16 protein-coding genes are annotated in these 23,524 nt (G+C 66.1%); 7 read left to right on the top strand and 9 right to left on the bottom strand.

Annotated elements, in window-relative coordinates; translation table 11 throughout:
* Positions 1-37: 37 nt before the first annotated feature.
* The gene (locus VN634_08970) at positions 38-550 is read right to left on the bottom strand and encodes a nitroreductase/quinone reductase family protein (protein ID HXC51000.1); all 513 of its coding nucleotides are present in this window, start codon (positions 548-550) and stop codon (positions 38-40) included.
* Between the two features lie 62 nt (positions 551-612).
* On the opposite strand from VN634_08970, the gene VN634_08965 reads away from it, so the two are divergent.
* The 6 genes from VN634_08965 to VN634_08940 all read left to right on the top strand — a co-directional run bounded on the left by VN634_08965 (position 613) and on the right by VN634_08940 (position 9,076).
* Positions 613-1,509: a LysR family transcriptional regulator gene (locus VN634_08965; protein ID HXC50999.1), complete on the top strand. Its 897-nt coding sequence runs from the start codon at positions 613-615 to the stop codon at positions 1,507-1,509.
* Between the two features lie 102 nt (positions 1,510-1,611).
* Positions 1,612-2,643, top strand: a complete 1,032-nt coding sequence (locus tag VN634_08960; GenBank protein HXC50998.1) for a zinc-binding dehydrogenase — start codon at positions 1,612-1,614, stop codon at positions 2,641-2,643.
* A gap of 243 nt (positions 2,644-2,886) precedes the next feature.
* On the top strand, positions 2,887-3,756 hold the full coding sequence (locus VN634_08955; GenBank protein ID HXC50997.1) for a putative metal-binding motif-containing protein: 870 nt from the start codon (positions 2,887-2,889) through the stop codon (positions 3,754-3,756).
* Between the two features lie 152 nt (positions 3,757-3,908).
* On the top strand, positions 3,909-4,685 hold the full coding sequence (locus VN634_08950; protein ID HXC50996.1) for a hypothetical protein: 777 nt from the start codon (positions 3,909-3,911) through the stop codon (positions 4,683-4,685).
* Between the two features lie 93 nt (positions 4,686-4,778).
* The gene (locus tag VN634_08945; protein ID HXC50995.1) at positions 4,779-6,992 is read left to right on the top strand and encodes a hypothetical protein; all 2,214 of its coding nucleotides are present in this window, start codon (positions 4,779-4,781) and stop codon (positions 6,990-6,992) included.
* 131 nt (positions 6,993-7,123) lie between these two features.
* Entirely contained in the window at positions 7,124-9,076 is a 1,953-nt protein-coding gene (locus VN634_08940; GenBank protein HXC50994.1) for a hypothetical protein, read from the top strand.
* 82 nt (positions 9,077-9,158) lie between these two features.
* Here VN634_08940 and VN634_08935 read toward each other — a convergent pair whose 3' ends face one another.
* From VN634_08935 to VN634_08925, 3 genes are all read right to left on the bottom strand, one after another.
* Positions 9,159-12,827, bottom strand: a complete 3,669-nt coding sequence (locus VN634_08935; protein HXC50993.1) for a chitobiase/beta-hexosaminidase C-terminal domain-containing protein — start codon at positions 12,825-12,827, stop codon at positions 9,159-9,161.
* Positions 12,828-12,953: 126 nt separating this feature from the next.
* Entirely contained in the window at positions 12,954-14,231 is a 1,278-nt protein-coding gene (locus VN634_08930) for a hypothetical protein (GenBank protein HXC50992.1), read from the bottom strand.
* A gap of 154 nt (positions 14,232-14,385) precedes the next feature.
* Entirely contained in the window at positions 14,386-16,260 is a 1,875-nt protein-coding gene (locus VN634_08925; protein HXC50991.1) for a hypothetical protein, read from the bottom strand.
* Positions 16,261-16,607: 347 nt separating this feature from the next.
* On the opposite strand from VN634_08925, the gene VN634_08920 reads away from it, so the two are divergent.
* Positions 16,608-17,846 carry a polymorphic toxin-type HINT domain-containing protein gene (locus VN634_08920; GenBank protein ID HXC50990.1) on the top strand — a complete coding sequence of 413 codons (1,239 nt, stop codon included), beginning with the start codon at positions 16,608-16,610 and terminating at the stop codon, positions 17,844-17,846.
* A gap of 60 nt (positions 17,847-17,906) precedes the next feature.
* On the opposite strand, the gene yghU is transcribed toward VN634_08920, so the two are convergent.
* The 5 genes from yghU to murB form a co-directional block, all read right to left on the bottom strand.
* Complete coding sequence (gene yghU / locus VN634_08915; GenBank protein HXC50989.1) at positions 17,907-18,767, bottom strand: glutathione-dependent disulfide-bond oxidoreductase; 861 nt, start codon at positions 18,765-18,767, stop codon at positions 17,907-17,909.
* 179 nt (positions 18,768-18,946) lie between these two features.
* Positions 18,947-20,260 (bottom strand): cell division protein FtsZ, encoded by a 1,314-nt coding sequence (gene ftsZ / locus VN634_08910; GenBank protein HXC50988.1) that lies wholly within the window; start codon positions 20,258-20,260, stop codon positions 18,947-18,949.
* Between the two features lie 154 nt (positions 20,261-20,414).
* Positions 20,415-21,632: a cell division protein FtsA gene (gene ftsA, locus VN634_08905; GenBank protein ID HXC50987.1), complete on the bottom strand. Its 1,218-nt coding sequence runs from the start codon at positions 21,630-21,632 to the stop codon at positions 20,415-20,417.
* The gene (locus tag VN634_08900; GenBank protein ID HXC50986.1) at positions 21,625-22,560 is read right to left on the bottom strand and encodes an FtsQ-type POTRA domain-containing protein; all 936 of its coding nucleotides are present in this window, start codon (positions 22,558-22,560) and stop codon (positions 21,625-21,627) included. The genes ftsA and VN634_08900 overlap by 8 nt, the downstream gene beginning before the upstream one ends.
* Entirely contained in the window at positions 22,535-23,524 is a 990-nt protein-coding gene (gene murB, locus VN634_08895; GenBank protein ID HXC50985.1) for a UDP-N-acetylmuramate dehydrogenase, read from the bottom strand. Before murB ends, VN634_08900 begins: the two co-directional genes overlap by 26 nt.

The following is a 23,524-nucleotide window of genomic DNA, read 5'->3' as shown; positions in this document are numbered from 1 at the left end:
CGCGCCGGATCGGTATCCGCCGCGCAACGCTCAAACGTTACCGTTCGAGCGGCTCGAGCCGGACGACGATCGATGCCAGTACCTCACGCTCGAGGTCGTCCTCGCGCGGGGTGCCGTTCGCGTCCGCCGCGACGTTGTAGAGAAGGCGGCCGGTGCCCGGGTTGCGCGTGAGAAACGCGCGCAGTCCGTCGAGGGCTTCCGCCGAGGCCGGGTCGAGCACGGTCGCGATCGCGCGCGCATTCTTTCCTTTGAGGACCAGGCCCACTTCGGGCGCGTTGCGCAGATGGCGCCACCAGGTCGAGCCGCCCGCTCGCGTGCACAGATACAAGCGTCCGCCGAGCTCCGTGTACGAGATCGGAAGCGCGTAGCGCTTGCCGGACTTCCTGCCGCTCCAGCTCAGCAGGAGAACGTCGCCGCTCAGCACGCCGTGCAGCGGCGATCCGAGAAACCATGCGATCAGCGGTCTCAGCCGCCGCAGGATCCGGATCGACAGCGGGACATGGTGGACGGCGGGGGCTTCGGCGGCTCGCATCGTTCCTGTCGTTGTCATGCCGGCAATGTGCCGTCATTCGACAGATTCAACAATCGATCCTTTTTCACTAGACTCGTGAAATGAATTCACAGGTGACCGGCGAGAACCTGGCGGCGATTCGAACTCTCCTGCATGCCATCGAGACGCGCAGCCTGACCGTGGCTGCACGGCGGCTCGGCCTGACTCCGTCGGCGGTGAGCAAGCAGATCTCGCGCCTCGAAGAGTCGCTCGGCGTCCGACTGCTCGAGCGCACGACGCGTCAGATCCGGCCTACCGACGCAGGCCTCGAGCTGTCGCAGCGCACGCGGCCGCTGTTCGAGGCACTTGCCGAAGCGTCGTCGGCCGTTCGCGAGCGCCGCCACGACATCCGCGGCCGCGTGCGCATTTCGACGACGCCGAGCCTCGGACGCACGCGCGTGCTGCCGGTGCTTGCCGCGCTTGCTGCGGAGCACGCCGGGCTCGACTTCGATCTCGTGCTGACCGGCAGGAAACTGGACTTCTTCGAGGACGAGCTCGATCTTGCGGTGCGCGAAGGTCCGCTCGACGACTCTTCCCTTGTCGCGCGCCGACTCGGCGCGAGCCGCGTGATGCTGTGTGCTTCACCGTCGTACGTGAAACGGCGCGGCCGGCCACGCTCACTCGAAACCCTCGGCGATCACGACCTTCTGCTCGTGCCGGCGGCCGAGTCGCTGAAGAGCGTGCCGAAGCTGCTCGCGCAGGCTGGCGGCCGCCGGCGCCTCGAGCCGCGTTTTCGCATCAACGATCTGTTTGCGATCAGGGATCTCGCGGAGGCCGGCGCCGGAATCGCGGCGCTCCCGGACTACGTCGCGGCCTCCTGCATCGAGGCGGGAACACTGCTGCATCTGCTGCCTCGCGCAAAGATCCCCGAGATCCCCATTCACGCGCTGTACCCGAGCCGCCGCCATCTGCCGCGTCGCGTGAGCGTCGTGCTCGACGCGCTGAGCGCCGGGTTCTGAGCGGAATACGTCGGACCGAGCTTATCCTTCGTGCCGCGAGGACTCCGCATGGGGAGCGGCTCCGTCGCTTGAGTAACGCGGCGGCGCACGCACAATGCGGCCATGCCGAACATTCGTGCCTGCATCAAGGAAGGTCCTGGCAAGGTTTCATTTGCGGAAGTCGCCCTGCCCGATCCGGGCCCGGGGCAGGCGCTCATCCGCACGACGCTGACGACGATCTGCGGATCCGACATCCACATCGTCGACGACTTCGACATGATCCCTGCGGGCATGCCGATGGGCCACGAGTCGATCGGCATCGTCGAAGCCGTCGGCGAAGGCGTCGAGACGCTGAAGAAGGGCGACCGCATCGTTGCTGCATGCCTGACCGGCTGCGGAAGCTGCGAGCGCTGCGTCGAAGACGAGCCGCAGGTCTGCAGCACCCATGGCGCGCCGATGAACCTGCTGTTCGGCGGCCAGGGCGAGGCGTTCCTGCTGAACGGCGCGGATTTCTCGTCGGCGCTGATCCCTTCGTCGATCGACGATCGCCAGGCGTTGTTCGTAAGCGACATCATGTCGACGGGCTTCGCAGCCATCGAGCGCGCCGGCATGAAGGAAGGCCAGTCGGTCGCGATCTTCGCGCAGGGTCCCGTCGGGCTTTGTACGACCGCCGCCGCGAAAACCTACGGCGCCGGCCTCATCATCGCGGTCGAGAGCATTCCCGAGCGCGTCGCGATGGCGAAGAAACTCGGAGCGCACCATGTGGTCTCGCCGGCCGGTGCGGCCGACGAGATCATGAACCTCACCGGCGGTCGCGGCGTCGACGTTGCGGTCGAGGCGCTCGGCAAGCAGGCGACGCTCGACAACTGTTTCCGCGTGACGCGCTTCGGCGGGACGGTATCGTCGGTCGGCGTGTACGGAACCGAAGGCACCGTCTCCGTCCCGCTCGACGGCAGCTTCTACCACCGCCGGTTCATCACGACGCTCTGTCCGACGGGGCGAAAGCGCTTCGACTACCTGCTCAAGCTGATCGGCGACGGGCGCGTCGACCTCACGCCGATGTTCACGCATGACCTCGCGCTCGAGGATGTCGCCAGCGGATACGACATCTTCCGGCGACGCGCGGACGGCGTGATCAAGATTGCGCTGAGCTGAACAGCACCGCATCAGCCTGCCCTAGCGTTGCCGCTCCGCGGCGGGAACACGTTCCGTCCGAACAGTCATGCGCACCCCGCGTGGGGCACGAAGCCGACGATGACCGCCACGCAACGCGTCGAGCGGATTTTTCTTGTCGGATCATCCGGAACCCCTCGCTCCGTTTGTGCTCGGTGGGATATAGAACCCGTCGGGCAAAAGAGGCGCGGCTCGGGCCGCAAAAACCGGTTCCGGAGGAAGGCAATGCGCAAATTCGTTCTCGCCGTCGCAACAGCTGCACTATTTCTCGCGGGGATCGTCGGAGTGGCCGGCGCCGCGACGGCCGATCACCTGCAGTGTTTCAAGATCAAGGATTCACAGGCCAAGACGTCCTACACGGCGACGCTGACGCCGAGCGATCCGGCGTTCGTCCCTGCGGGTTGCACGCTCAAGGTGCCCGCGAAGCTGCTGTGCGTCGATGCCGTAAAGACCAACGTCGTTCCGACGCCGCCCGGAGCTGCAGAAGGCGTGCAGCTCCAGAAATACCTCTGCTACAAAGCGAAGTGTCCGAAGCTTGCGGCGACCGCGAGCCTGACCGATCAATTCGGCGCGCGTGCCGTCTCCACCAAGACGACGTCGATCATCTGTGCGCCGGTCGAAGGTCCGTGCGTCGATGCCGATCTGGACACGTTCTGCGCCGACGTCGACTGCAACGACGGCAACGCGCTGATCAATCCCGATGCGACCGAAACGTGCGACAGCGCCGACAACAACTGCGACGGCAACACGGACGAAGGGTTCAACATCGGCCAGGCGTGCAGCATTTCCAACGGTTTCGGGAGCTGTTCCGGAACGAGGACGTGCGACGGGCTCGGCGGCGCGACGTGCAGCGGGCCGACGCCGGCCGCGGAAACCTGCGACGGCAACGACAACAATTGCGACGGCAATGCCGACGAAGGCAATCCGGGTGGTGGTCAGCCGTGTTCGACGGGCGGCGTGGGAGTGTGTGCACCTGGAACCACTGCCTGCACGGACGGAGCGATCGTCTGCAATCCGAACAACGTGGCGTCTCCGGAGACGTGCGGCGACGGTCTCGACAACGACTGCGACGGCATGGTGGATGAAGGCTGCTGACAAGCCCTGAACGAATGAGCCGCCGGCGGAAGTCCGCCGGCGGAACTCGCCGCACTCACTCCGGATCGATCAAACCGATCGCTGGACACAGCTCCTTCGATTGGACATGTACGCCCGGATCGGGAATTCCCGCGACGCCTCCGGAGTGCAGCATGTCACCGAGTTTCCGAAACGCCGCGCTTCTTTTTGCCCTTTGCAGTGCAGCCTGTGGCTGCTACGCGAAGCCGCTGCTGACAAGACTCACGCCCATCGACCAACCGGTGGCGAACTACGCGATCGGCGAGACACGAAAGGCATCGCCGGGCAGTGTCATGATCGAGCGCATCGAAGGGCTGCTCCTTCTGCCCGGTTACAGGCAGACCCAGGTCCTGACCGTCGCCGGACTCGACAAGCAATCGCCACCGGTCCAGGAAATCTGGGCCGCCCACTATCAATACAGCGGAGTCTGCCAGGACGGCAGGTACGTCCTTACGAGCCCGAAGTTCTACAAGGAAAGAATCGGAATCGTCGTTGCAGACGACGGTACGGTTCCCTGCGATCAACCTGTGGTCCAGCTCGGCGGAACCAAAGCGGGACGAACGTGGCCTGTCCGGGAAAAGGCCGGTGTGAAGGCCTTTTCTCCGGCGCCGTTCATCGCCGGAAAGTCCGGGGCCTCGCTCCACTGGCAGCTCATCTACGCCGGCCGATCCGGCAACGAAGTCTCCCTGGAATATCGCGAGCTCGAGGACATCGGCTACGGAATCCAGACTCGCGCCACGGCATCGCAACTGGTGAAATACGATCTGTCCGTGAGCAAAGTTCTCAACTTCCGCGAGAACAAAATCGAAGTGCTCGAAGCGTCCAACACCGGGATTTCCTTCCGGGTGCTTCACGATACCGGGAAGGCCCGGAAAATCTCCGAGCTTTGGGGCGAACCCGCTGCAAAGTGACCCAGCCGCCGCCGGCACCGATACAGGCTTGCATCGGCACACGACCCTCCGCTATGGCGCGGTGGTGCACACCACAGACGCCGTGAGGCAAAAGTGAAGCGATCCGCCGGTAAAGCTCCGGCGCTTACCCGCAGCGCCCTGCTCGCCTTCGCCCTTTTCTCCAGCTTTTCGGTTCGTCCGGCTCTTGCGACGGACTGCACGCACGCGCTGCCCGACAGCGCACTGGCGGGCTCGATGCTGGAGAGCCTTCCTTCGGGCTCTGCGATTCTGTTCTGGGGTGACAGCGTCACGGTGCGCGGCGGCGACAACAACTTCGCGCAGATGTTCGTGCGAATCGTGAACAGCAGCTTCTCACGCTTCTGCGAGGACGGCTCCGGCGTTTCGAGCCGTTCCGTGCGCGCCTTGATGCGAGGCCGTTCGCAGCGCAAGTCATACCGCGAGGCCAACGACCTGCGCGCCACAGTGGAGACCCTGCAGCCGTACTGGGTCGCCATCCAGGACGCGGGAGAAGCGACGCCGCTGTCGCCCGCGAGCGGAAACGGCTTCGGCGACGATCTCGAGGACAGCATCGACGCCGTATTCGAGCCGCAGTCCGGCGCACCGGCCGCGCCGACCGTCAAGGCGCTGTTTCTGTTCAAGACGCCGCCGCTCGACGAACCCGGCCGCGACTTCTTCGTCTGCCAGGCCTACGCGACGGCCTGCAACTGGACCGCACACAACGTGGTGCTCGACGAGGTCGCGAGCGCGCAGGTCGGTCGCACGGTAGTCACCGTGCCGACCGATGCCGACGCGTGCACGGCGATGGCGCAGACCGGGATCGACTTTGCGCAGGACGGCGTCCATCCCGAAAAGCTCGGCTACTTCGTCTACGCGCTGTCGCTGCTGCGGGCGATGGGAGTCAGCATCGACGCGATTCCCGATGCCGTGCTGGTTGCGCAGGACCTGACGCTCAGCGAAGTCACTTCGATTCGCGCTGCTCTTCTCGGGCCACCCGCTTCTTCTGGCGATCCGCGCTGCACGATGGATCCGGGTTGCCAGCCGCAGTACCTCGCCGATTCTTCCAGCACGGCATCGGCGCTCGACTGCATCGCCTACTGCCACGGGCCTGGCGCCGGCAGCTGCCGTCCGCCGTTTCGCGGCGTCGGATCCTGCTGCCTGGCGACCGCCGTCTGCGTGGACGGCGTGACGGCCGACGCGTGTCCGGCGCTCGGTGATCTCTACAACTTCTACGGGCCGGTCGGCGCGTGCTGCGATCCGGTTCGCGGCTGCCTCGACGACGCCGGCAAGGCGGCGTGCGAAGCCGGCGGCGGCGTCTACCAGGGCGACGGAGGGCGCTGCGTTGCCGGCTGCTGCGACGCTCCTTCGTCCTGTCCGGCATGCGGCAACGGCGTCATCGAGGACGGCGAGGAATGCGACGACGGCAACCGCAGCGACGGAGACTGCTGCGCGTGGAACTGCGCGCATGTGGAGAGCGACGGCGCCGCGTGCGACGACGGAACGTTCTGCAACGGCTCCGACTCGTGCGTCGCAGGAGCCTGTTCGGTGCACGCGGGAGATCCGTGCAGCGCGTCTTCGGTCGCGTGCGAAGGAAGTTGCAACGAAGCCGACGATTCGTGCGATCTCGCTGCAGGCAGTGCCTGCAGCGACCCCGTGACCTGTTCATCGACCGCGTGCGCCGCAAGCGGAACCTGCACGTGTGACGGCGACGGGCATTGCTCGCTCGGCGATCTCTGCCCGATCTGCGCCGGCGCCCGTCACGACTGCGCGGATCCCGGCAAATCCAGGGTAGAGCTGCGGAGCCTGTCGGGCGGAGCGAGTCGCTCGTTTTCGCTCAAGTCGAGCGGCCGCGGTGCGATCGTCCACCCGTCTGACTTCGGCGATCCGACGACCGCTGCCGGCTCCGGCCTTGCGCTGTGCGTCTACCTGCACGACAGCAGCACCGCGCCGACGCGCGACGACCTGCTGTGGCAGGCACCGTTTGCTGCCGGAGAAATCTGCGCCGGCGGCACGCCGTGCTGGACGTCGAGCGCCACGAAACTGGCGTACTCGCGCTCGCAGGACGAAACCTCCCTTCGCGCGCGGATCCTGACGGCGTCGACGACTCCGCGCCTTCGCTTGAGCATTCAGGCGAGCGGCGCGGCCCTGGGCTTGCCGGACGTGCTCGGCATCGCGGGCGACCAGAGCATCACCGTGCAGCTTCTCACGCAGTCCGCCAGCGGAGCGACGACGCGGTGCTGGCAGGAGACGTTCGACGAAGGCGCGCTCAAATCGACGGACGAGATCTACACCGCGCTGACGACGCATTGACCAGACGCGGGCGCTCCCGCGTCTGTCGCCGTCGCGCGCTTGTTGGACGTACAAAGCCGGATGTTTGCGTGCGTCGGTGGCGTCGGCCGCGGCAATCCGTCATTGCCTGGCTCCAACCTGAGGGGGGAACGATGGGAAGTGATCTTTCCGTTCGTGCGAGATTCATGCACGGGATCGCCGTTTCGTGCGCGCCGTTTGCACTGCACGCCTACGCTGCCGCCGCTGCGCAGCAGTGCCCCGTGCTGCATGTGAGCAGTTTCTATTCGGTCAACTGCGTGCTGCGCAGCGACGGGCAGGCACAATGCTGGGGAGACAACTCGTTCGGGCAGCTCAATGTGCCGGCGGGCAGTTTTTCGCGGATTTCGGTCGGCGGCACTCACGTCTGCGCGCTGAGAAGCGACGGAACCGCCAAATGCTGGGGCGAGGGCAGCGGCCACGTGCCTTCCGGCGCGTTCGCAGAGATCGCAGCCGGCGGGACGCATACCTGCGGACTTCGAGTCGATGGTTCCGTCGCCTGCTGGGGCAACAGCTACAACGGCCAGGTGACTGCGCCGGACGGAACTTTCACGCAGATCTCTGCCGGGCTCTATCACACCTGCGGCCTTCGCAGCGATGGATCGGCGGTATGCTGGGGCAGTGGTTACTCGGGCGCAGTCCCGGCGCCTTCCGGCCAATTCATTCAGGTAGCGGCCGGCAGCAACGACAGCTGCGGACTCAAGAACGACGGCAGCATCCAGTGCTGGGGCAGTCACCAGTGGAATCCGTCCGGACCCTTCATTCAGGTCTCGCTCGGCTACGAACATGGCTGCGGCCGTCAGAGCGACGGCCGGATCGTGTGTTTCGGAGACGTTCCCGGCGACGGATTCCCGCAGGGCGTTTCGTTCGCCGACATCGCGATGGGCGGTCGTCACGACTGCGGAATCGAAAGCAGCGGAGAAGTTCGATGCTGGGGCGACGACTCGTTCCGGCAGGCGTCGGAGCCTGCCGAGGCGTTCGTTGCAGTCGCGGCCGGCGATCTGTTCACCTGCACGGTGCGTACCGACGGCAAGCTTGCGTGCTCTGGAGACAACGACGACGGCCAGGCCGCACCGCCCGCTGACGGAAACTTCACGCAGGTCGATGCGGGCAGCGCTCACGGCTGCGCGCTGCGCAGCGACGGCGCGATCGCGTGCTGGGGCGGCAATACCTATGGCCAATCGACGCCGCCGGACGGCGAGTTCGTGCAACTGGACGTCGGCGCATTCCACAGCTGTGCCGTAACTGGCGACGGCTCCGTGACATGCTGGGGAAATGATTCCGACGGTCAGGCGGGCGAATCTGACGACACTTTCACGCAGGTGTCGGCGGGCAGCTACCATACGTGCGGCGTCCGGAGCGACGGCACGCTTTCGTGCTGGGGCCGTAACAGCGCTGGTCAGGCCAAGCCGCCGGCCGGTGCATTCGTGCAGGTGTCGGCCGGCAGCTCTCATAGCTGCGCAATCGCCACCGACGGGTCGATTTCGTGCTGGGGCAGCAACACGTCCGGCGAATCGAGTCCACCGGCGGGGACCTTCACGCATGTCGAGACGGGGTTCTCGCAGAGTTGCGCCGTTCGCAGCGACGGCGTGCTGCTCTGCTGGGGTGCGCAACGACTCGGAATCTCCACACGGCCAGGTGGCCAATTCACACGCGTCTCGCTCGGCGCTCTTCATGCCTGCGGGCTCAAACCCGACGGCACAGTGATCTGCTGGGGCGACAACGGCTTCGGCCAGCTGACGGTCGCGCCCGTGGCAGTGCCATGCGCGGCATGCGGAGACGGCGTCATCGAGGGCAGCGAGGACTGCGACGATGGCGACACGGCCTCGACGCACGGCGAATACTGCGCAGACGACTGTGCGCGCGTGCCGTGCGGCCAGCCGGTAGATTCGCGCGCGGACCGGCCTGCGACGAACGACGCATTGTTCACGCTTCGCGCGACGATCGGCGCAGCGAGCTGCGATCCGCTCGTCTGCGACACCGACGGCGACGGCGCAATCTCGGCGTCCGACGCGCTGGCGGTACTGAAGGCGGCCGTAGGACTGCGCGGAGAGCTGCGCTGTCTGTAAAGACCGTCGGCCCACACAGAATCAGGACCGCGCAGATGCCGCGCCGTTTCGAGATGCGTATTCCGGGCTGACGGCCGCTGCGTCAGTGCGCCGGCACGCAGATTTCCGAAACCCGGCGCGTATCGAGCTGCGTCGCGCCGAACCCGGTTGCCACGTGAAGCCCGATGCGCGGCGTGTGGCGTGGCTCGCCGCGCGAAAGCACGGCCTGATAGCACATCAGCAGCCCGGCCTCGTTCTTTACTGCGCTTCCGTCGATGGCGGCGGGATTGCACAAGTGCACGGGCCGCTTGAAGTCGTAGAACACGCTGTCGAACGAGTCTTCGGCGCGCAGCTTGACAGCTCGCGGGAAGATGCGCGGCTCGAGCTCGGCGGGCTTGATGCGCCGGCATTCGTAATGGTCGAGCGCATGAGACGAATCGTCGGGCGCCGCGACTGGCGAGCTCGCGTCGACCGCCGCGGGCACGAGCAGCCGGTCGGCCTGATAGGCGTCGAGGTAGATCGGACCGAGACCCTCGACGAACACGCCGGGCACCGCGGGAGAGACCACGCCGTCGACGGCTTTCATTGCGAAGCCCGCGAGGTGGGTTGCGGGATCCGAGACGATCATCTCGTGCTGGTCTTTCGGATCCACCACGGCCGGCACGCAGATCGTTTGCGGCGAACGCAGCTCGAACTGCCGCCCGGCCTCGAACTGGTCGTCGACGGTGACGGTCGCGCTCGCGATCTCCGATCCGCCGCTCGACAGCACGCTTGCGTAGCAGACGAACGAATCGATCTTCGGCGCCGATTCGTCATCGTCGCTGGCAGACGCGCACTGCGAGTCCGACAGGTCGGTCGCACCGTCATCGTCGTCGTCGCTGCCGTTGTTGCACGCCGGATCTTCCTTATCCTGCGACGCGCTCGCGCACCCCGGGTCGGAGAGATCGGCGAGGCCATCGGCATCGTTGTCGACGCCGTCGGAGCAGAGCGGCAGCTCGGAGGTGCCCGGCGATCCGCCGATCAGCGCGCTTGCCCGCCAACCGTCGGCCCGCGACCACGCGCTGCGTTCGGCGTCGAGGTCGACAACGACGAGCGAGTGTCCAGGCCCGTCGGTTTCCGGAAACCAGCTGTCGGCGTACGTGAAATCGAGGACGTCGTCGCCGGCAGCATTCTCGAGCAGCAGGCGCTCTCCTTCGTTGGCAAGCTTGCCGGTGTACTGGCCGGCAATCGGTTGTCCGCTGCCGTAGCGCGCCTGGAACGCAGCCTGTTTGCGCACGACCAGCACGTAGCCGCCCGGCGCGAGACTCCACGGCCCGAACGTGAACGTGACGCCTTGCGAGATCTGGAAGCCGGTCAGGTCGATGGGGGCGCCGGTGATGTTGGTCAGCTCGAGGAACTCGAAGTCGTCGTCTACATACGCGCTCGGGGCCACCGGGGCCGCGGGGTGATACATCAGCTCGCTCACGCGCACGCCGATGTCCGGCGTAAAGGCGGCTTCGTTGAGCGCGCTCCACGTTCCGCCGTCGAGGGCGCGGGCGCGCAGCGTGGTCGGAGAGCTTAGCGCAACGGGCGCAGCGTAGACGATCGCCGACGGCGCTACCGCGCCGCCTTCGAGCCGCGGATCCGAGCCGTCAACCGTGTAGTAGATCGTGCCCGCCGGCGCCGAGATCACGACCGGGGTCGACGGCGACAGCGGCCCGCCGTGCTGGCTGAACGTGGGTGCAACAACCGACGGGTAAAGTCCGACGGCTCGAAACTGGTCAAGGACGATCGCCGAGCGCTGCGGGAAATACGAGAGCCGCAGCCACTCGACTTCGGGCAGCCAGTCGGCCTCGCGATCGTACGGATCGAGCGGGCGCCTCGCGTCGCCCCAGCGCGCCGACTCGTCGACGATCGCGTGATCGATCTCGGCGGCGCGCTTCATGTAGCGATCGACCGCCGCGGCCGGCGTCAGCGCGCCGCCGTTGAAGAAGTGCTTGTGCAGGCGATCGCCGAACAGCACGCGGAACTCGGCGTTGGCGCGGAGTGCCGCATAGATGGCCGACGGCATGCCGACGTTGTGGACGTCCACGCGATTGGCGTGAATGACCTCCATGCTCTGCTCGGCATCCCAGCCGAAGAAACGAAAGCCCTCGCCCGGAAGGCGCCGGCGGCCGGCGTACCAGTTGCTCGCATCCCAATCGAGAGTGCCGGCGTGGATGTTCGTGATCATGTAGTCGGCGAGGTTCGTCACGTCGACGTACTGGCGAATCGCGTCGTAGGCTGCCGGAGTTTCGAGCCCCGACGTTGCGAGGTCCTGCGCCGTCTTCCACGCGTCGCGCGTTCCGTCGTCGGTGTCGACCGGCTCGAGCACGTCCCATTCGTCCTCGTTGCCGCCGAAGTACGACATCGCGAACTCGGCCTCGGGCTGCTCGACGACGTTGTAGAGTCCCCAGTAAAGTCCGTTGATGTAGATGTGCGCGAAGATTCCGTGCGACGCGACCTGGCCCATGTCGATCTGCGTGTCGCGCGTCCACTGGTCGCGGATGTAGTCCGCGCGCGCCACGCCGAAGCTCCATGACTTGTTGTGGCTCGCGCGCAGCCGCAGCTTGTTGAATCGCGTGACCGGCGTATCCGGGAACATCGGATATTCGAGCTTGGGCGGTCCGTAAATCGCCTTGAACGCCAGCCGCAGCGACTTCTTCCTGTCTTTCACACGGCTCAGCCGGCCCTGGATGCGCACGCCGCAATTGATCTGGAAGCCCGTCGATCCGTCAGTCCGGATCAGCTCGGCCGATGCGGGTCGCTCGAATTCGAGGCCGCGCCGCTCCGGATGCGAGTAGATGCCGTTTTCCGGTCCGAACATGTCGTCGACGTTCATGACGATCGAAATGGTCGGCACAGTGCGAAGGTCACCCGCGACTTCGCCGGCGTAGCGCGGATCGCCCGTGACCTTCGGATCCATCTCGTAGTCGGCGGCAAAGCCTTCGGTCGGAAAGCCGGCGCCGGTCTGGTGGATCACGTCGGCCAGAAACAGGTACGTGTGCGTGATCGATGCCGCCGGCAACAGCGGCGGCGCGAATGCGACTGCGCGCAGCATCGTCGTCGTCGAGACCGGGATCGGCGCCGTGTAGAGCGCGCCGTTGCTCGAAGCCGGCTCGCTGCCGTCGAGCGTGTAGTAGATCTGCGCGCCGGGCGTCGGGCTCGTGATCGTGACGCTGAACGGCGCATCGTAGAAACCGCGCTCCGCGCTGAACGCGAGCGATTCGACGACGCCGCACGAAGGCGTCTCCTGATTGACGGCTCCCGGCGTCGGATTCGAAAAGCAGCGCTGCTGCGCAAGGTTGTTGGTCAGTCCCCACGATACGTCCGTGTTCTGGGCGGGGAACGACGGCGCGTACTCGTGCTCGATGGTGACGCCGTCCGGCCGCACGAGCGCGAGATACTCGCCGCCGCCGCTCAGCTTGAAGTTGGTATGAAGCTGGGCGCCGGCAACCGCGCGGTTCTTGTCGGATGCGAAGACGACGATGTAGCCGCCGGCGGCTACCGGCGTCGCCGGAAACTGCCATTTCGTCAGCGCCGCCGCGTCGTCGGTCAGGTACCAGCCGCCGAGGTCGGCCGTCGCCACTCCCTCGTTGTGAATCTCGACCCAGTCCGAGAAGCTGCCGTCCTCGTCGGTCAGGCCGGTCTCATTGAGAGCGAGAAACTCGGTAATGTAGAGGCTGGCGTGCGCCGGCCCGGCGAGCACGATCGTCAATACGCCAACGACCATCCGGCATGTGAGCCTTCTCATTCTCGAGCATCTATCAAGCCGTCAGGGCCTGAGGCAATGGGCAAACGAGCCCGCCTCGCGCAAACGACATGCGAGAACAGCGATTGGCCGCGGCGGCGCCGCCGGAAGTTGCCGATCGAAAACGCGTTACGGCGTCTTTGCCTGGAACGTCGCCCCGTCGTTCTTCTTCGCCGCCGTGAACTCGCTGGTCCAGCACATCGAAGTCTGGTCGTTGACCAGCTGAACGATGACCTTCGAGTCCTTGTTCATGTACTTGCTGCCGCTGACCGGCACCGGCATCGGCACGTGATTTCCCTTCGCCATGAGGCTGGCCGAGCTCTTTCCGTCCGCGCCGGTTTTCAGCGCGACTTTGGCGACGCCGTTGACCAGTCCGGTCTTGCTCTTGAACTGGAAGCCTTTGGGATCCTTGTCGGTCCAGAGCGTGGAAGCTCCGATGCTGATCGACGCGACCCGCGACGCAACCGAAGCCGTCTGGTCGTAGATACAAAGCGCGTAGGTGCGGTCCACCCTCGGATTGCCGAGATCGGCCTGCTCGACCATCTGCCCGCCGGAGAACTTCCATTTGAGCTGGTCCTTGAAGCGTTCGGCCGGAGGATACTTGAGCTTGATGGAGTTCGACTCGGCCGTGATGCATCCGGTCGCAGGCTCGGTGCCGTGAACGCACCCGCTGAACGCAACGCACGAGTCCGGCGAGCACGCGTCGCCGTCGTCGCATTCGTCGACGGGTCCGCCGATGCACGTGCCGGTGCCGTTGCACACTCCGCCGATCGTGCAGGGGTCGGCGTCCTCGCAGGCCTCGTCGGCAGCGTCGAGCAGGCAGTCGGCGCCGCAGCAGTCGCCATTGCGGATGTTGGAGTCGTCACACGTCTCGCCCGGATCGATGACGCCGTTTCCACAATTGGGAGCCAGCCGGTGGGCGACTTCCAGATCGGCAAGCGCGCCGCCGTTCTGACTGGTCAGGTTCGACCACAGGAGACTTCCTTGCGCGAGGTTGGCCGTCGCCGTTGCGCTCCATGTCTTGACCTCGCCGACCGACGTCGGGACGTAGTATGTGGAGTTCGGGTAAAGCGCCGGTCCGTTGTGGTCGGTGCTGCTGAGGTTGAGAAAGCTCGTCCACGGCGGATCGGTGGCGACGAAAGTGACGGACGTCAGCGGGCTCGGGCACGCCGGAGAACAATCGCCGAAGATGATGTTTGCGAAGCCCTGCGTTGCAGCCCACGACGAATCGTTGTTGTCGAGCTCGAGAACGAAGTCGTAGCGGTACACGCCGCCGCCTTCGTCGCTGACGAGGTAGTCGAGACGAAAAGGCGTCGCACCGGCGACATGGCCATACGCAACCATCGCGGACGTGAGGATCCCGATGAGCGCAGCCCTGCGGCTGCGGCGAACCGATGAAGCAATCATGATCTTTTTCCCTCCGAATCTTCTGACGCGGTCCGGCCGCGGCGCGCAAGAATGCGCGCGTGCGACTGCTGTCACAAGCCGTCTCGACGGCTTGTGACAGCAGTCGCAGGCCGTCTCGACGGCGTATCTGAAGCGGGCGCCGCCCGCCGGATTGTTACGGTCCCTTCGACAGGAAGCTCAGGTCCGTGTTGAGTTTCGCGGCCGTAAAGTCCGAGGTCCAGCAGCCACCGCTGCTGTTGACGAGCTGCACCGTCACCGACGGATCCTGGTCGAAGAATTCGACCGAGTTGAACGTCGGCGGCATCACCAGATTGGCGCCCGCCACACGTACGGCCATGCTGGACTTGCCCGGATCCGGTTCGGCCTTGCCCTTGATCGACGCGATCCCGTCGTGCAGCCCGGTCTTGTCGGAGTACTTGATGGAACCGACGCTCGAGTCCCACACCGGATTCGGCGGCAGACCGTACGCCGCAACCTTGACCGGTACGTTGCCGGTCCGGTCGTAGATGCAGAATGCGTAGCTCGTGGTCGTGGTCGGAGTGCCGAGCAGCGCCGGATTGACCGGTACGCCCCGACCCCACTTCCACTTGATCGAGTTCTTCGCCACGTCGCCCGTATCCTTGATCGCGATCTGGAACTTGCCGGCTGCGAGGCATCCTGTCGTCAGAGGTTCGTCGCCGCACAGGCAGCGCGTGGAGTCGCCGCCGCCGCAGGTTCCTGCCGTGCACGTCGAGCCGTCCGTGCAGTCGTCGGCAAGGTCGCACGCCGATCCGTTGGGATCGGCGCCGGTGCAGGAGTCGCTGCCTTCGTCACAGCTCTCGGCGCAGTTATTGTCATCGTCCGGGCCCGGACAGGGATTGCCCGCGTGGATGCTGCAGGTGCCGCCACCGCAGGTGTCCGCGCCGTTGCAGTAAGCGTTGTCGTTGCACGAGGTGCCGTCCGGCCGGTGATTCGGCCGGCAGTTGCCCGAGCCGTCGCACGAATCGGCCTGGTCGCAAGTATCGCTGGAGCTGCTTCCGCACGATGTATCGAGGGGAGCCGCTGCGTCGACCGGGCAACCGGCCGACGTGCCGGTACACATCTCGGTCTGATCACATGCCGTCACGGCAGTGCGGCAGGTCACGCTGGTTGCGGAGAACGATTCGGCGGGACAGCCGTCGGCGACGCCGTCGCAGGTTTCGGTCGGGTCGCAGATTCCGGCGGAGGGCCGGCATGCCGCCGTGCTCTTGGCATCGGCCCCGCAGGTGTTGGTCGCGCCGTCGCAGGTTTCGGCCGGATCGCAGACGCCGGCCGACGCGCGGCACTCGGCCGTGCTCTTCGCATCTGTCGGGCAGTCGTCGCTCGCGCCGTCGCAGGTCTCGGCCAGATCGCACACGCCGCCCGACTCCCGGCACTCGGCCGTGCTTTTGGCATCGATGCCGCAGTCGTCGCTGACGCCGTCGCAGGTTTCGGCGAGATCGCAGACTCCAGCCGACGCGCGGCACTCGGCCGTGCTCTTGGCATCGATGCCGCAGTCGTCGCTGACGCCGTCGCAGGTCTCGGCAAGATCGCAGGCGCCGGCCGACGCGCGGCACTCGGCCGTGCTCTTGGCATCTGTCGGGCAGTCGTCGCCTATGCCGTCGCAGGTCTCGGCCACATCGCACACGCCGGCTGACGCGCGGCATTCGGCCTCGCTCTTGTCATCGTTCGGACATCCGTCGTCGATGCCGTTGCAGGTCTCGGCAACGTCGCAGACTCCGGCGGAGCTGCGGCATTCGCCGGTGCTCTTGGCGTCGGCCGGACACGTCTCCGACCCGCCGGTGCACTTGTCGTCGAGATCGCAGGGACCGACCGACGGGCGGCAGGTGTAGGAGTCCGTCTCGAACGTACATGCATTGACGCCGCTCGTATCGTCCGAGCAGCAGTCGCCCGGTACGGGCACGAGCAGATCGCAATCTTCGCCGACGTCGAGAACGCCGTCGGGCGCATCGCCAACACACGTCGCAAAGGCCGGCGCAGCCTGGAACAGCGCGCAAAGAGCGACCGTCAAAACAAACAGCCTCGTCAATTTCGGCATAAGCCCTCCCGGGCGCCGCGGGCGCGGCCCCCCCAACTAACTTCCCCGTGCTGCAACTAACATTTCCGACGATCTCTCGGAAGTCCTGCGAGTGTCCCGAACCGGGCAGCGCCCAGCTCCTCGGCGACTTCCCAAGCGTCGGCGCAAATACCGGACGGCCCGAGCCAACGCCAAGGCAAGACGCCTCGCGACCCTGCTTTGTCTGCCGGCGCCCGGGCGCCGGTCCGCTGGCCGGCGGTTTGTCGACCGACCGGTCGCGTGCGAAAACGGCGTCGCGATTGATGTCTGCCGGGAAGCGACGGTCGTCGCAGGGGGGCCTCGTGAACAAGCTTATCCTTTCTTCGTTGCTGGCCGTGGCGCTGATCTCGACTGCCGACGTCGCGACGGCAGGGGGCAAGCCGAACGGTTCGAAATGCCACGTGTCCAAGAGCTGCAGCAGCCATGTCTGCGTCACGCTGAACCCGGCGGATAAATTCGGGGTCTGCTGCACGCCGCAGTCGTGCGCGGCGGTCGGCGCGCAATGCGGCACGGCGGGCGACGGATGTGGTCTTCCGATCGAGTGCGGGCCGTGCGACTCCGGAAGCTCGTGCGTCGCGAACCAGTGCGTCCCCGGGACGACGACCACGACGTCCACCACGAGCACGACCACCAGTACCAGCAGCACTTCAACCACGTCGACGACGACCAGCTCGACCACGACGAGCTCGACGACAACCAGCTCGACGACCAGCACGACGCTGCTCTATTGCGGCGACGGCATCATCTCTGCTCCGGAAGAATGCGACGACGGCGGCATCTCCGACGGCGACGGATGCGATTCGTTCTGCAACGAAGAGAGCGGCTTCGACTGCACCGGTGCTCCGTCGACCTGCTCGACGACCTGCGGAGACGGGATCATCGCCGGCACCGAACAGTGCGACGACAGCAATGTCGTCGACGGCGACGGCTGCAGCGACACCTGCCAGAACCAGTGCATAAATCTCGGCTTCTCGTGCTCGGCCAACGCGGACTGCTGTTCGAACTTCTGCAACAGCTCACATTGCCAGTATCCCTGTTTCCGGGGCGATACGGTCGTCGCGACGGCCGAAGGACTGCGTCCGATCCGCGATCTCAAGCCGGGCGATCAGGTCTGGTCGTGGGACGAGACGTCGAAGCAGACGACGCTGCGCGAAGTCGTAAAGGCGTATCGCAATCCGGCCATGAACCTGCGGCGCATCGAGGTCGGCGGCGAGACGATCCGTACGACCGACGCGCATCCGTTCTGGGTAACCGGCAAGGGCTGGGTGCGCGCCGCCGACATTGCCGTCGCCGATACGCTCCGCGACCAGGACGGCTCGTTGCTGACCGTCGCGGCAAACGAGAAGGTGTCCGCGGAGACGTATTTTGCCGGCTATCATGAGCCGGCCACGCCGCCGGCCGTCGCGTATTCGACGTTCGCGGTTCAGCCGGTGTCACTCGACGCGCCCGGCAGCGACGACGAGTTCGTCTACAACCTCGAGGTCGGCGGAAGTCACACGTACTTCGTCGGGCAGCACCGCATCCTGGTGCACAACTACTGACGCGCGGGCGCGGTCATCGTGACCGCACTGTTCAGCGTCGTGCGCCGACGCTGACGATCGCTATTCCGCGGCTTTCACCTTGTCGAAGTCGCTCGCGTCGTGGCGCTCGAAGAGCTGGGTTTCCGGATCGCCCCACGCGCGATTGACCATGCGTCCGCGCTGGACAGCGGGGCGCGCCGCGATCTGGTCGGCCCAGCGAATGACGTTCGTGTACTCGTGCACGCTCAGGAACTCGCCGGCTTCGTAGAGAAGCCCCTTCACCAGCGAACCGTACCAGGGCCAGATCGCCATGTCGGCGATCGTGTAGTCGGGGCCGGCAATGTATTCCTTGCCGGCGAGCTCGCGGTCGAGCACGTCGAGCTGTCGTTTCACTTCCATCGCGAAGCGGTCGATCGCGTACTCGATCTTCTGCGGTGCGTACGCGTAGAAATGTCCGAAGCCGCCGCCGAGGTAAGGCGCCGCGCCCATCTGCCAGAACAGCCATGACATGCATTCGGCGCGCTTTGACGGGTCGGTCGGCACGAATTCTCCGAACTTCTCGGCGAGGTACAGGAGGATCGCGCCGGACTCGAAGATTCGGGTCGGCTGCGGCGTCGAGCGGTCGAGCAGCGCGGGAATCTTCGAGTTGGGATTGATCGCGACGAAGCCCGAGCCGAACTGCTCGCCGATGTTGATCGGGATGATCCACGCGTCGTACTCGGCACCCGCGTGGCCCAGGGCGAGCAGCTCTTCGAACATCACGGTGACTTTCACGCCGTTCGGCGTCGCCAGCGAATACAGCTGAAACGGGTGGCGTCCGACGGCCAGCTCTTTTTCCTGCGTCGGGCCGGCAATCGGCCGGTTGATGTTCGCAAAGCGGTGGTCGGCTTCCTTGTTCCAGGTCCAGACTTTGGGCGGCGTGTAGGCGGGTGCGTCGGTCATGATCGGGCTCCGTTGGTTGCTGGGCTGTTCGGGCGTCTCTACTCGATACGCTCGAATACGCGACCGTTGCCGAGGCGAGCGGTGCGATGGCGACCGCGCCACAAAGAAACGCCCCGCCCCACCACGTCCATGGTGAGGCGAGGCGTCGCCCGCAGAACAACCGTGATCGCGCTCGTCCCTTAGCGCATCAGTCGCTGCCCTTTCTGTTTCCAGCGGCGGAGATACGCCGGCACGCGCGCATCGTCGTCGGCGCTGATCGCGGCGAACTCGAGCTCTTCCTGACGGGCCGCGGTCTCTTCCGGGCCCATCTCCGGCTCGCGCCGCTGCGGCGCGTCCTGCTCGGCTTCGCCGGTCTGGTACGGCTCTTCGATGCCGGCATCCATCATCGACGACATCGGTGCGCGGCCCGAGACCGGCCGGAACGAATCGCGGCGCGGAAGCTGCGCCGACGGACGCTCCGACGCACGCTCGGGCGCGGTCATTGCGGTCATGATGTTCTCGCCGCGGTCACGGCCCGGCTGCAGCCGGTCGATCAGGCGGTCGCCGAAGCCGGTTGCGATCACGGTGATGCGCACTTCGTCTTCGAGGTTGGTGTCGTGCACGAGGCCGACGATGATGTTGGCGTCTTCGTGCGCCTGCGTCTGGATGAGCTCGACCGCTTCGTTGAGCTCCTGGATGCCGAAGTCCTCGCTCGCCGTGATGTTGACGAGCACGCCGCGCGCGCCGTGGATCGAGATGTCCTCGAGCAGCGGGCTCGAGATCGCGTTGGTCGCGGCGTCGATCGCGCGGCTGTCGCCGTAGCCGGCGCCGTGGCCCATCATCGCCATGCCCATCTCGCTCATGATCGTGCGCACGTCGGCGAAGTCGACGTTGATGGTTCCGGGCTCGGTGATGATCTGCGAGATGCCGCGAACGGCGTGCAGCAGAACCTCGTCGGCTTTCTTGAACGCCTCGCGCGTCGTCGTGCTGCGGCTCGCGATCTCGATCAGGCGCTGGTTCGGGATCACGATCAGCGTGTCGCACGCGGCGCGAAGCTCGCGGATGCCTTCTTCGGCCTGGCGAAGACGCCGGCGGCCTTCGAAGCCGAACGGCTTGGTCACGACGCCGACGGTGAGCGCGCCGAGGTCCTTGCAGATGCGCGCAATGACGGGCGCCGCGCCGGTGCCGGTGCCGCCGCCCATGCCGGCGGTCACGAAGACCATGTCGGCGCCGGAAAGCTCTTCGCGCAGGATGTCTTCCTGCTCGAGCGCGGCCTTGCGGCCGACTTCGGGATTGGCGCCGGCGCCGAGGCCCTTGGTCAGCGAGCAGCCGAGCTGCACCTTGACGGGCGCGAGGCTGGTGCCGATGGCCTGCGAGTCGGTGTTGGCACAGATGAAATCGACGCCGGCCATGTCCGACCGGATCATCGTCGTAACGGCGTTACCGCCGCCGCCGCCCACACCCACCACCACGATACGCGCGTTGTTCAGATTTTCGTCGACCAGCTCGATCATGACCACACCTCCCGGTCTGGATTTGCACGCGTGACCACCTGGTCACGAGTTGCCGCCGGATGAGCTCCGCGAGTCACACGGAGAAATAATTGGAAAGAACCCTTTCGATGCTCTCGAACACTGTCTGATGGAAGCATCTGCGTGTGCACAGCGCTCACACCATTTCCTTGAAGCGGCGCCGCACCCATCCGGGCAGCAGCCGCGAAGCCACGCCTGCACGCCACGGCTCGCTCATTCCCTTTTCGGGAAGTCCGAGCGCGAGACCGACGGCGGTCGCAAACGACGCGTCGTCGATCTCGTCCCCCAGACCTTCGATCCCGCTCGGCTCACCAAGACGCACCGGCATCTGCAGCACGCGGCTCGCCAGTGTGACGATGCCGGCCATCATCGCCGTGCCGCCGGTCAGCACGACGCCCGACGTAAGAAGCTCGCCGTATCCGGAGCGGATGATCGCGTCGCGGATGGTTTCGAAGATTTCCTCGAGCCTGGGCTCGATGATCTCGGCGAGATGCCTGGCTTCGACTTCGCGCGGCTCGCGGCCGCCGATGCCGCTGACCTCGACCATCAGCTCTTCATCGACGAGGTCGGCCACCGCACACCCGTGGCGTTTCTTGAGGCTTTCGGCTTCACCGAGCGGCGTTTCGAGCACGTGCGCGATGTCGCGCGTGACGTCGACGCCGCCGACCCCGAACACGCCCGAATGCACGACCGATCCGCGCTGGAAAAGCGCCATGTCGACCGTGCCGGCGCCGATGTCGACGACCGCCACGCCGAGCTCGCGCTCATCCGGCTCGAGGACGGCTTCGGCCGACGCCAGCGACGACGCGATGGTTCCGCTGACCGTAAGGCCCGCGCGATTGCAGCTCTTTGCGAGGTTGCGCAGCGCCGATTCGGCAGCCGAGATCACGTGCAGGTGCGCTTCGAGGCGCACGCCGCTCATGCCGACCGGATTGGCGATGCCGACCTGCCCGTCGACGACGAAGTCGCGCTTGAGCAGGTGAATGGGCCGGTGGTCCTGCGGCAGCGGAATCGCACGAGCCGCAGCGATCGCTCGGGCCGCGGCACGATTGGAAACTTCGTCGTTGTCGATGCGCGCGACGCCGTGGCTGTTCTCGCCCTTGATGTGGTCGCCCGAGACCGAAACCACGACGTTGTGAATCTGGCTGCCGGCCATGCGCTCGGCTTCGGTGAGCGCTGCCATGATCGCGGCCGCCGTGCGTTCGACGTCGCTCACGCGTCCGGCGCGCATTCCGCGCGAGGCGCTGGTGCCGATGCCGAGGATCGAAAGGCCGGTCGCCGTGCGTTCGCCGACGAGCAGCGTCACCTTCTGCGTGCCGACGTCGAGGGCCGCGATGGGAAGATTCTTAGCCATGCCGCGCCGCCTTGACCTGCCCGTGTGCGGAAGGCTGGTTGTTACTGGAAACGGGGCCTGTGCGCGCAGCACGGCGTGCACTGCGCGCGTCGGAAGTTTCCTGGCCGGAAGAGGTCTTGTCGGACTGCGCGGCGAGCATCGCCGGCAGCTTGTCGTCGGCGCCGCGGATCACGATGCGGTCTCGATAATCCGTGTCGATCACGCGCGCACGATCGGCGAGCGGGCCGAGCTCGGCGAGCGCCACGACGAGGCGGTCGAGCGCGACCAGGGCCTTCGATGCATCGCCGATGCGCACCGACGCCTTGACGCCAGTCGCGTAGAGCCAGACGGTGCCGTCGTCGTCCATGTGCAGCTCGGAAACCTCGACCTGGCGGCCCGAAGCTTTATCGAGCACGCCGAGAAGCGCGCGCAGCCGTTCGGCCTGTTCGGCGTGGCTTGCGGCCGAATCCCAGCCGGTCAGGTACGGAAGATCGGGAACCGAAGCTTCGTCGATCTCGTGGAACAGCACGCCTTCCGGATCGACGAGATACGCTTTACCGTTCGCGACGGCCGCGGCGATTCCATGCCGCTTGGACACCGAAAGACTGACCTGCCACGGGAAGTGGCGCTGCACGCTCGCGCGCCGCACCCAGCTCGCGTCGGCAAGCGTCGATTCAATCGATTGCGGATCGACGTCCCACAGCGATGCGTCGTCGTAGAGTCCGGCGATCTCGGCAAGGCTCTGCGGCGAGACGCGCGTCTCGTCGGACGCGATGCGGATCGAGCGAAGACGGAAGTAGTCGTGCCCCTTCACGTACGGGACGACGCGGCCCCACGCGGCCCACGCGCCGGTCGTCACGAACACAGCGGTCGCGAGAAACACCGCGACCGGCCGGATCCATGACGCAACCTGATGCCTGGCTTTACGAACGCGAGGTCGCTTCTTCATCCGATCGCCCGAAGTCGCCGATGAGTCGCACCTCTGGTTCCAGCCACACCCCGCACCTCAACCACACTTCCTCCTGGACCAAGCCCATCAACTCGCGGACATCGGACGCGGTCGCCGATCCAAGGTTAATGATGAAGTTCGCGTGCTCTGGTGAGACCTGAGCACCGCCCTTCGTCGTTCCCTTCAGACCGGCCTTTTCGATCAGCCGACCGGCAAACTCGCCGGGTGGGTTCTTGAAAATCGAGCCGGCGTTTGGATAGCCGGCAGGCTGATTCCGTCTGCGCTTTTCCTGAACCCGCGCCACTGCCTCTTGCAACCGACCCACCGACGAGCGGAGCAAACGGAACCGCAGCGAAGTTATCACGGTGCCCGGTTCCAACGCCAGCTTTCGATAGGAGAATTGCAGCTCTTCGCGCTGTTTTTCGACGATTTCCCCACAGCCCGTCACGTACACCATCGAGGTCATCGTCTTCGAGATTTCCCCGCCGAAGGCACCGGCGTTCATCTGCGCGGCGCCTCCCACCGATCCGGGGATGCCGGCCGCGAACTCGAGGCCGGCGAGGCCGCGCGAAACCGTGTCCTTGGCCAGGCGGATGAAGCGGGTCGCGGCGCCGACCTCGAGGCTGACGCTGTCGACCTCGGCCCGAAGTTCACGAATGTACGCGAACGGTTTGCCGAGCCGCACGACGACGCCGCGGATCCCGGCGTCCGAGACGAGGATGTTGGTGCCGCCGCCGAGACACGTGACCGGCACGCCGACCTCGCTGGTCGCCTTGAGGATCGTGGCGAGGGCTTCGACCGAAGCCGGCTCGACCAGAAGATCGGCCGGGCCGCCGATCTGGAATGACGTGTAGCGGCCGAGCGAATGGTCAGTGGCGACATCGACGACGCCGGACAGGCGTGCGGCGACAGCCGCGACGCGGGCCGCGAGCTCGCCCGGTTCCGACGCGGCGTTCGTGCTCAC

Source organism: Candidatus Limnocylindrales bacterium (assembly GCA_035571835.1).
GTDB lineage: Bacteria > Desulfobacterota > Binatia > UBA1149 > CAITLU01 > DATNBU01.
This window is presented reverse-complemented; position numbering and strand designations above follow the sequence as displayed.